Source organism: Neobacillus kokaensis, from assembly GCF_014656545.1.
Taxonomy (GTDB): Bacteria; Bacillota; Bacilli; order Bacillales; family Cytobacillaceae; genus Neobacillus; species Neobacillus kokaensis.
In genome coordinates, this window is sequence record NZ_BNDS01000042.1 from 17,275 (window position 1) to 27,997 (window position 10,723).

Below are 10,723 nucleotides of genomic sequence, written 5' to 3' on the forward strand. Positions count from 1 at the left end.
TTAATCCAATGCATGCATTTGTGGAAAAAAGGAGGAAAAATGGATGACCTTACATACATACAAACGTATTTTTATTATTGTTATGGACTCAGTTGGAATAGGTGAAGCACCAGATGCAGATAAATTTGGTGATAAAGGTGCGGATACGCTTGGCCACATTGCGGAAAAGATGAATGGGCTGCATATGCCAAACATGGGTAAGCTCGGCTTAAGTAATATCCGCGAATTAAAAGGAATTGAAAAGGCAGAGCAGCCGTTAGCTTTTTATACAAAAATGATGGAAGCATCGAATGGCAAGGATACAATGACCGGACACTGGGAAATCATGGGGTTAAATATTAAAACTCCTTTTCAAGTTTTTCCGGAAGGATTTCCTGAAGAACTTATTTCTGAGTTAGAAAAACGTACCAGCAGGAAAGTTATTGGCAATAAACCAGCAAGCGGGACAGCAATTATTGACGAACTAGGTGAAGAGCATATGCAAACAGGGGCAATGATTGTTTACACGTCTGCTGACTCGGTGCTGCAAATCGCTGCACACGAAGAAATTATTCCGCTAGATGAGCTCTATAACATTTGTAAAATTGCCCGTGAGTTAACTCTTCATGAAAAATATATGGTTGGGCGAGTGATTGCCCGTCCGTTTGTTGGGAAGCCAGGTAACTTTACACGCACACCAAACCGCCATGATTATGCATTAAAACCCTTTGACCGGACGGTTATGAGTGAGTTGAAAGATGCTGGATTAGACGTGATTGCGATCGGGAAGATTTCTGACATTTATGACGGAGAGGGCGTAACGACAGCACTGCGAACAGTCTCGAATATGGACGGCATGGATAAGCTGGCTGAAACCTTAGATATGGACTTTACCGGAATCAGCTTTTTAAATCTAGTTGATTTTGATGCATTATACGGGCATCGCCGCGACCCTCTAGGATATGGGAGGGCGCTTGAAGAGTACGATGCGCGCCTGCCGGAAGTGTTTGCCAAAATGAATGAGGAAGACCTTTTGATCATTACAGCAGACCATGGCAATGACCCAATTGCACCTGGAACAGACCATACCCGTGAATATGTGCCATTACTTGTGTATTCCAAACGAATGACAGAGGGAAAGGAGCTGCCGCTAAGGCATACATTTGCTGATATTGGTGCAACTGTAGCGGAAAACTTTCAGGTGAAAATGCCACAGTATGGTAAAAGCTTTTTAAATGAGATTAAGTAGTTTTTTAAGAGTAATCTGTGTTTAGGGATTTCTTCAGTAGAATAAAGAGAAAAAATACTATATAACGTCCGTAAAGTGAGTGAAGAAACGATGCGAATGGTCGACTTAATTGAAAAAAAGCGTGATGGTCAGGAACTTTCATCAGAAGAAATTAATTTTATTATAAGCGGTTATACAAACGGTTCTATTCCGGATTATCAGATGAGTGCGCTGACGATGGCAATTGTTTTCCGCGATATGTCCGAGAGAGAACGTGCCGATCTAACAATGGCTATGGTAGAATCAGGAGACCAAATCGATTTATCACCAATTGAAGGCATCAAGGTGGATAAGCATTCGACCGGCGGTGTGGGAGATACGACAACGCTTGTTCTCGGACCGCTTGTAGCAGCAGCGGGTGTACCTGTCGCTAAAATGTCCGGACGTGGTTTAGGACACACCGGCGGAACAATTGATAAATTAGAATCGGTTACAGGCTTCCATGTAGAAATTGATAATGAAGAATTTATAAATCTTGTCAATAAAAATAAAATTGCTGTAATCGGTCAAAGCGGCAACCTGACACCTGCAGACAAAAAGCTCTATGCCCTGCGCGATGTGACTGCAACGGTTGAGAGTATCCCGCTGATTGCCAGTTCCATTATGAGCAAAAAGATTGCTGCGGGGGCTGATGCAATTGTCCTGGATGTAAAAACAGGTGCTGGCGCGTTTATGAAAACTCTTGATGATTCCCGGGAATTGGCGCATGCAATGGTACGGATTGGTAATAATGTTGGCCGAAGAACAATGGCGGTGATTTCGGATATGAGCCAGCCGCTAGGTTTTGCAATAGGAAATGCCCTTGAAGTCCAGGAAGCCATTGATACATTAAAAGGAAATGGTCCCAAAGACTTAACAGAATTGTGCCTGACACTTGGAAGCTATATGGTGTACCTGGCAGAAAAGGCAGGTTCTTTAGCAGAAGCACGGACAATACTGGAGAAGGCTATCAAAGATAGATCAGCACTTGAAAAGCTAAAGGTATTTTTAAGTTCTCAAGGCGGTGACGCATCAATTGTTGACTATCCTGAGAAACTGCCGAAGGCGAAATTTACCTTTGAACTCGAAGCAAAAGAAAATGGCTTTGTAGCCGAAATTACCGCAGATGAGGTAGGTACTGCAGCGATGCTGTTAGGGGCAGGAAGGGCAACAAAGGAATCTGTCATTGACTTAGCTGTGGGACTGGTATTACGGAAGAAAATCGGTGACGAGGTAAAAAAAGGTGAATCACTAGTTACCATTCATAGCAACTTTGAAAATATAGATGAAGTAAAACAAAAGCTATACGAAAATATCAAGATTACACCAGAGAAAGTAAAAGCACCAACTCTTATCCACGAACAAGTATCATGAAAGGTGTCAGGGGCTATGTGAAATTATCACATAGTCCCTGACACTATTTTTTTATTTTGTTTAGAGGAAATTATTGTATAAAGTAATTTATTTTGGAAAAAATGGTGGCTATAAAGATTGGAGGGTTATGTGAATGAAACGTGTGGTTTCTATTACAGCTATATTAGTTTTGTTTATGGGTTTAGCAATTCCTTCTGCCTTTGCTGCCGAAGAGAAGAAGAGTACCGAAATTGTCACCGATGTTAGGTCGGCTATTTTATTGGAAAGAGATACAGGAAAAATCCTCTTTGAGAAAAATAGTAATGAAAAATTGCCGCCAGCGAGTATGACAAAAATAATGACGATGCTGCTCATTATGGAAGCGATTGATAAAGGAAAGCTTTCTTGGGATGAAAAAATTCGTACAAGTGAGTTTGCTGCATCAATGGGTGGTTCACAAATTTTCCTTGAAGCAGGGGAAGAAATGACAACAAAAGATATGTTGAAAGGAATTGCTATTGCTTCGGGAAATGACGCTTCAGTAGCTATGGCTGAAAGAATTGCTGGTTCAGAGGAAGCATTTGTTGACATGATGAATGAAAAGGCAAAAGAACTGGGATTAAAGCATACCTTCTTTAAAAACACAACAGGTTTACCAGAAAGTGGACACTATAGTTCAGCCTACGATATGGCTATTATGGCGAAAGAACTACTAAAATATGAAGACATAACTAAATTTACTGGGGTGTATGAAGGATATTTACGAGAAAATACCGATAAAAAATTCTGGCTGGTCAATACAAATAAATTAGTTCGGTTTTATCCAGGAGTAGACGGGTTAAAAACAGGCTTTACGGCGGAAGCGAAATACTGCCTAACAGCAACCGCTGAAAAGGATGGCATGCGTGTCATTGCAGTGGTGTTTGGGGCTCCAACATCAAAGGACCGGAATGCTCAAATAACAAAGATGCTTGACTATGCTTATAGTCAATTTCAAACACATCCAATGTATAAGAGAAACCATGTTATCAGTCAGGCAAAGGTAAGTAAAGGGCAAGAAAAGATTGTTGAGGCGATGACAAGTGAATCGCTGTCGCTATTGACCAAAAAAGGTGAAAAAACAAAAGACGTCAAACAAAAGGTTATTATTCAAAAAAACCTAAAAGCTCCTATTCATAAAGGAGACAAGGTAGGTACTATTAAACTAATCAGGGATGGAAAAGTAGTACTGGAAAGTCCGTTGGTTGCCAAAAACGATGTAAAGGAAGCCAGCTGGTGGACGCTTTATAAGCGTGCATTTGGAATGTTTACAAAAGCAGGAAAGTAGAACCATGTCGAAAGCGGAAGCTTATCCACTTCTTTTAGCGAAAAACGACTAGTTTTGTATTTAAGGAAGGAAATTTAAACATAGAAAGCGAATTGACTCACTATACCAAGAAAAGCGGAGGTGCCTTGATCAGCCCCGACAAGCATAAGACGATCCGGCGCGAAGGCTGCTTTTTAGCCTTCTCAACGGATTGGCTTATGGATCAAGGGGCTAGGCACTGAAGCTGGACAATAAGAAAAGCGGAGGTGCCTTAGCGGCTTGCGCTGGACTAGATGAAGGAGGACTATGGATAGTGAGTCTAACGATTGAAATTGAAACAAAGCACGATGTTTTATGTATCCGATTAAGCGGTGAATTAGACCATCATACTGCAGATGAACTTCGTGAAAAAGTGACAGCTGTCATTGAAAGAGAAGAGATTCGTCATATTGTCTTAAATCTGGAACAGCTTTCCTTTATGGATAGCTCCGGTTTAGGCGTTATTTTAGGAAGATACAAACAAATCAAACAGGTACACGGTGAAATGGTTGTTTGTGCCATCTCCCCTGCCATTAAGCGTCTATTCGATATGTCTGGCCTCTTTAAAATTATTAAGATGGAACCGACAGAGGAATTTGCCTTACAGAGATTGGGGGTGGCCTAAAATGAGAAATGAAATGAGCCTGCAGTTCAGTGCCTTAAGTCAAAATGAATCATTTGCCAGGGTCACTGTTGCTGCCTTCATAGCACAATTAGATCCAACAATGGATGAGCTCACAGAGATTAAAACAGTTGTTTCAGAAGCTGTAACGAATGCGATTATTCATGGTTATGAAAACGACCCAAATGGAATTGTTTATATCACTGTTGTTATTGAGGAAAATATCATTGATATGACGATTAAGGATGTTGGCGTAGGAATTGTTGATGTGGAAGAAGCTCGTCAGCCATTATATACAACAAAGCCGGATTTAGAACGCTCCGGTATGGGTTTTACCATCATGGAAAATTTCATGGATGAGGTTGAGGTTCTCACGCAGCCAGGTAGAGGAACCGAGGTTAGACTACGAAAGCATTTACAATCCCGCAAAATGCTTTGCAATTAAGGAGACTTGCCGATGGATGTGGAGGTCAAGAACGACAAAAATCAGACGTATTTAAAGGATCATGAAGTCAAGGAGCTAATTAAAAAGAGTCAGGATGGGGATCAGGAGGCTCGCGATACCATTGTGGAAAGAAACATGCGGCTTGTTTGGTCAGTCGTACAGCGGTTTCTGAACAGGGGGTATGATCCTGATGATCTATTTCAAATTGGGTGTATAGGATTATTAAAGTCAGTTGATAAGTTTGACCTATCCTACGATGTGAAGTTTTCCACCTATGCTGTTCCCATGATCATTGGTGAAATTCAACGATTTATTCGCGATGATGGAACTGTTAAGGTCAGTCGTTCACTGAAAGAAATGGGGAACAAAATTCGTAAAGCGAAGGATGAGTTATCCAAAACGCTTGGAAGAGTTCCTACCGTTAATGAAATTTCTGAGCACCTTGAGCTCTCGCCGGAGGATGTGATTTTAGCTCAAGAAGCGAGCAGGACGCCGTCATCTATTCATGAAACGGTTTACGAAAATGATGGGGATCCGATTACATTACTCGATCAAATCGATGATGGAAATGAGGGCAAATGGTTCGACAAAATAGCCCTTAAGGAAGCCATCCGCGAGTTGGATGAAAGGGAGAGACTAATTGTCTATTTAAGATATTATAAGGATCAGACTCAATCTGAGGTTGCCCAAAGATTAGGGATTTCCCAGGTTCAAGTATCGAGGCTCGAAAAGAAAATTTTACAGCAAATGAAAGACCGTATGGATCTCTAATTCCATATGGTCTTTTTTTATTTGCGACTGACACAAATTTTTTTATAAAAAACCATTTTTTACACACACTATCGTTATCAGAATTTTGCTGTTTGGGAAGTGAAGATTTTGGAGAAAACAGTCTACATCCGCATGCGCAACCGTGTTCAAACCCGTCCGAGAGATCCGATATATTTAAAGGATGCTGCCCAAATTATTGCTGATGATAGTGTACTTTCAAAGCTTCAAAAAATCATCATTCATCAACTATCTGAAAAGGATGGAAATATTGTTGTAATTGATGTGATGAAGGTGATCGAGTTAATATCAAAACAATTTGACGACATTGAAGTTCAAACAATAGGGCCTGCGCAAACGATTATTGAAGTGGTTTCCAAGAGTAAAGGAGTTTCTATTCCTTTTTTTCTTTTAATATGGTTTCTATTATTTTTTGGATCCGCCTTGACACTTATGAACTTTCATGATGATGTCAGCATGAGAAGTGTACAAGAAAAAATCTACACGATTATAACCGGCAAAAAGGAGACGAAACCACTGCTTTTTCAAATTCCCTATTCCATTGGTCTAGGTCTTGGGATGATCCTGTTTTTTAATCATGTATTTAAAAAGCGGATTAACGATGAACCGAGCCCGTTAGAAGTTGAAATGTTTAATTACCAAATGGATTTGGATAATTACGTCATCCTAAATGAAAACAAAGAAAGTATGAAACGAGTTCATGACGATTAAAATCATCATAATTATTTTTTTGGGGTTAGCCAGTGGATTATCAGTTGGATCTGGATTTGTCGCCTTTTTAACTGTGCTTGGAATTATTCCAAGACTGACACAGCTTACAAAAACAATGAAAATGATTCAATCTTATGAATGGGCAGTTGTCATCGGGGCTCTCGCGGGAGTATGGGCTAGCTTAAGGGATCCAAGCTTAAATATGTCCGCCTATTTTTTAATTCCCTTTGGTCTTACAGGCGGGGTATTTATTGGGATGCTGGCCGCCGGCCTTACTGAAGCATTGAATGTTTTTCCAATCCTTGCCAAGAGAATTCGTCTGGATGGTGAGATTGTGATTCTTATTATGGCCATAGTATTTGGGAAGATTTTTGGTTCTATTTTTCAATGGATATACTTTGTTCATCGTTAGACTTTTCCAGCTTCAGCACCTTGCCCCTAGCGGACTTCAGCGAATCCGTCAAGAAGGCTAAAAGACCTCTCACCAGCTTGCCATATGCTATGCCTGAGGCCGAATAAGGCGCATACGCTTTTCGGATTTTCAATACGAAAGGACCATATAAGTATGAACACAAAACGACGCGTCATTTTAGTAACAGATGGTGATGAATATACAAAAAGAACGCTCGAGCATATTGCAAAAGAAATCGGTGCTAGATGCATTTCAAAATCGCAGGGTAACCCGTCTAGATTAACAGGTCCAGAATTAATCGAATTAATTAAACAGGCACCCTGTGATCCTGTTTTAGTGATGTTTGATGATAGCGGTATCGTGGGTGAAGGCAGTGGAGAAAGTGCGCTAAAATATGTGGCTGTACACCAGGATATCGAAGTGTTGGGTGCAGTTGCCGTCGCAGCGAAATCTAGGCATGAGGAATGGGCAAGAGTCGATGTAAGCATCGACCGGGAGGGGGAGTTAACTCCCTATGGTGTAGATAAATTTGGTATACCCGAGCTGGAAATTGGAAGAATAAATGGAGATACCGTTTATTGCCTTGATGAACTAAATATCCCCATAATTGTGGGGATTGGTGATATCGGAAAAATGGCAAGACGAGACTCTTATAAGCTGGGGTCCCCCATCACGAAAAAAGCCATAGAACTAATACTTGAAAGGAGTGGTTTTTTTGACACAGAAGGTGGAAAAATGGCCAATCCCGATATCAGTAAATGAAATCGAACATTACATGAAACAGCGGGTAGGTCTTGGTGTAAGCTTTGACCTCGGGATACGAAAATTAAAGATCCTGAAAAAAGATGTCCACATTTATTATGTAAACGGCTTAACCGATACCATGTATATCATTCAATTAATTAAAGAACTGGTCGGCATCAATTATCATGAAAAGACTACAGCTGACCTATTCAAGCTGATTGATAACAGACTAGTCAACCAGTCAGTAGAATATACACAGGAACTGGACAAGTTAGTTACCCAGGTGCTATCCGGTTTAATTGGTGTAGTAGTAGAGGGTGAGGATACAGCTTTTATAATTGATGTACGAAGCTATCCTGGCCGGTCGCCAATGGAGCCTGATACGGAAAAAGTTGTCCGAGGGGCCCGGGACGGTTTTGTTGAAAATATCGTGATGAATACTGCCTTAACAAGAAGAAGGATTCGTGACGAACGTCTTCGTTTTGAAATGCATCAAGTTGGGAAACGCTCAAAAACAGATGTAGCTCTTTGTTATTTACAGGATGTTGCAGATCCGGATTTAATTAATATACTTCGTAAAGAGCTTAAAGCGATTGATATTGATGGAATTCCTATGGCAGATAAAACACTTGAGGAATTTATTGTTAAACAAGGATTTAATCCATATCCAATTGTCCGATATACGGAAAGAGCGGATGTGGCCGCAGCCCATGTATTAGAGGGGCACGTTGTCATATTTTGCGATACCTCACCCAGTGTTATTATTACACCAACTACCTTTTTTCATCATGTACAGCATGCTGAGGAATTTAGGGAATCACCAGCGATGGGAACTTTTGTCCGGTGGACGCGGTTTTTAGGTGTTTTTACTTCAATATTTTTACTGCCATTATGGCTTTTACTTGTTTTGGAACCATCCCTGCTTCCTGCAAAACTGGCATTTATCGGACCTAATGATCAAACAAATATTCCTATTATTCTCCAATTGTTTATGGCGGACTTTGGGATTGAGTTTTTACGGATAGCTGCCATTCATACACCAACACCGCTATCAACCGCGATGGGCTTAATTGCTGCAGTATTAATCGGACAAATTGCAATTGATGTAGGCCTTTTCGTTCCAGAAGTTATTCTCTATGTTGCTGTTGCTGGTATTGGGACCTTTACTACACCTAGTTATGAATTAAGTGTGGCGAATAAAATTGCCAGAATGATTCTAATGTTGTTAACAGCCTTTTTCCATCTTCCAGGATTTATGATTGGTGCAACTGTATGGTTAATTTTCCTAGCACATATGCGTGCTTTGAATACACCCTATTTATGGCCGTTTTTACCTTTTGAACCAAAAGGATTTTTACAGATTGTCTTCCGCCGGGCTATTCCTGGTTCTGTGCTAAGACCAAGTATTGTGCACCCAAGGAATCGGTATAGACAACCGCCTGGAAATTAAATTTTTTGAAAGAAAAAATTGCAGATTAGCTAGAGTTATGCTACATTAATTTTAATTAAATAAAGGATGAATTATAAAAATAGGCAGTATCTTTTGCGGATTCTGTCTATTTGTTTATATCTTTTAGGATTGTCTACATAAACTGTAGTGAGTCGTTACGGAGAGAGGGAAGGGAATGTATTTTTACGGGACAACAGGAGTAAATAAAAACGGACATTTGGAAGTAGGGGGAGTCGACTGTCTGGAATTAGCAAAAGATTTCGGCACTCCTCTTTATGTTTATGATGTAGCATTAATCAGAGAAAGAGCACGTGGATTTAAGCATGCTTTTGATGAACAAAATGTAAAGGCTCAAGTTGCCTATGCAAGTAAGGCATTTTCGACAGTGGCAATGGTACAGCTTGCTGAGGAAGAAGGACTATCACTTGATGTGGTTTCTGGCGGTGAATTGTATACAGCCTTAGCCGCTGGCTTCCCTGCTGAAAGGATTCATTTTCATGGCAATAATAAAAGCAGAGAAGAATTAGAAATGGCATTGGAACATCAAATTGGCTGTATTGTGATTGATAATTTTTATGAAATAGACTTGTTGAAATCAATTTGTATAGAAAAATCAACAAAGGTAAATGTTTTATTAAGGGTTACACCTGGTATTGAAGCCCATACTCATGATTATATTTTAACCGGGCAGGAGGATTCGAAGTTTGGCTTTGACCTGCAAAATGGCCAAGTCGAAAAAGCCCTGGAAGAGACTTTGCCGTTTGACTATTTTCATGTTTTAGGACTTCATTGTCATATTGGGTCACAGATTTTTGAAACAATGGGCTTTTTGCTTGCTGCCCGAAAAATAGTTGAAAAAATGGCAGAATGGCAGGAAAAGCTGTCTTTTGAATCAGAGGTATTAAATTTAGGCGGAGGTTTTGGAATCCGCTATACACAAGAGGACGAGCCGCTTCTGCCATCACAATATGTAAGTGAAATTATCAAAGAGGTAAAGCACCTTATTGAATATTATTCGCTAAAGATGCCGGAAATTTGGATTGAGCCAGGGCGCTCTTTGGTCGGGGATGCAGGAATCACTCTTTACAAAATTGGATCGTCCAAGGATGTTCCTAATGTACGAAAATATTTAGCGGTTGATGGCGGTATGAGTGATAATATTAGACCAGCCCTATATCAGGCAAAATATGAAGCGGTTCTAGCAAATAAACCATTAGCAAGGGCAAATGAAACGGTTTCAATTGCCGGGAAATGCTGCGAATCTGGGGATATGCTAATATGGGATTTACCTTTGCCGGAGACTGGTGAGGATGACCTCCTCGCTGTTTTCTGTACCGGTGCATATGGATATTCAATGGCCAATAATTATAACCGGATTCCAAGACCTGCAGTTGTGTTTGTAGAAAATGGGAATGCAACTCTCGTTGTGAAAAGAGAAACATATGAGGATCTAATTAAACACGATTTGCCATTAAAATAAAAAAAGCTGCCGTCTAAAACGGCAGCTCAGGCTGTCGAAAAACTTCGATAGCCTTTTATTTTTGTATTATTCCTTTAACAATTCACCGCGTTGATTTATTATAACATTATTAATATATAGGCTTTT

11 protein-coding genes are annotated in these 10,723 nt (G+C 40.2%); all 11 read left to right on the top strand.

The features are described 5' to 3' along the window. Positions 1-43 precede the first annotated feature (43 nt). The 11 genes from deoB to lysA all read left to right on the top strand — a co-directional run bounded on the left by deoB (position 44) and on the right by lysA (position 10,597). Complete coding sequence (deoB, locus tag IE222_RS24955) at positions 44-1,228, top strand: phosphopentomutase (protein WP_191277095.1); 1,185 nt, start codon at positions 44-46, stop codon at positions 1,226-1,228. A 90-nt stretch (positions 1,229-1,318) separates the two neighbouring features. Next, the gene (locus tag IE222_RS24960; protein WP_191277106.1) at positions 1,319-2,620 is read left to right on the top strand and encodes a pyrimidine-nucleoside phosphorylase; all 1,302 of its coding nucleotides are present in this window, start codon (positions 1,319-1,321) and stop codon (positions 2,618-2,620) included. Between the two features lie 133 nt (positions 2,621-2,753). Beyond that, on the top strand, positions 2,754-3,926 hold the full coding sequence (locus IE222_RS24965; protein ID WP_191277096.1) for a D-alanyl-D-alanine carboxypeptidase family protein: 1,173 nt from the start codon (positions 2,754-2,756) through the stop codon (positions 3,924-3,926). Between the two features lie 292 nt (positions 3,927-4,218). Then, on the top strand, positions 4,219-4,569 hold the full coding sequence (gene spoIIAA / locus IE222_RS24970; protein WP_191277097.1) for an anti-sigma F factor antagonist: 351 nt from the start codon (positions 4,219-4,221) through the stop codon (positions 4,567-4,569). 1 nt (position 4,570) lies between these two features. Further along, entirely contained in the window at positions 4,571-5,011 is a 441-nt protein-coding gene (gene spoIIAB / locus IE222_RS24975; protein ID WP_191277098.1) for an anti-sigma F factor, read from the top strand. Positions 5,012-5,023: 12 nt separating this feature from the next. Continuing rightward, positions 5,024-5,782 (top strand): RNA polymerase sporulation sigma factor SigF, encoded by a 759-nt coding sequence (sigF, locus tag IE222_RS24980; protein WP_191277099.1) that lies wholly within the window; start codon positions 5,024-5,026, stop codon positions 5,780-5,782. 108 nt (positions 5,783-5,890) lie between these two features. After that, positions 5,891-6,511, top strand: a complete 621-nt coding sequence (locus tag IE222_RS24985) for a stage V sporulation protein AA (protein ID WP_191277100.1) — start codon at positions 5,891-5,893, stop codon at positions 6,509-6,511. Then, entirely contained in the window at positions 6,501-6,923 is a 423-nt protein-coding gene (locus IE222_RS24990; protein WP_191277101.1) for a stage V sporulation protein AB, read from the top strand. Before IE222_RS24985 ends, IE222_RS24990 begins: the two co-directional genes overlap by 11 nt. A 153-nt stretch (positions 6,924-7,076) precedes the next feature. Next, positions 7,077-7,685: a stage V sporulation protein SpoVABEA gene (spoVAEA, locus tag IE222_RS24995; protein ID WP_191277102.1), complete on the top strand. Its 609-nt coding sequence runs from the start codon at positions 7,077-7,079 to the stop codon at positions 7,683-7,685. Then, positions 7,621-9,117: a spore germination protein gene (locus tag IE222_RS25000; protein ID WP_370465087.1), complete on the top strand. Its 1,497-nt coding sequence runs from the start codon at positions 7,621-7,623 to the stop codon at positions 9,115-9,117. Before spoVAEA ends, IE222_RS25000 begins: the two co-directional genes overlap by 65 nt. Positions 9,118-9,292: 175 nt before the next feature. Next, positions 9,293-10,597: a diaminopimelate decarboxylase gene (gene lysA / locus IE222_RS25005; protein ID WP_191277103.1), complete on the top strand. Its 1,305-nt coding sequence runs from the start codon at positions 9,293-9,295 to the stop codon at positions 10,595-10,597. The last annotated feature ends 126 nt before the right edge of the window (positions 10,598-10,723 follow it).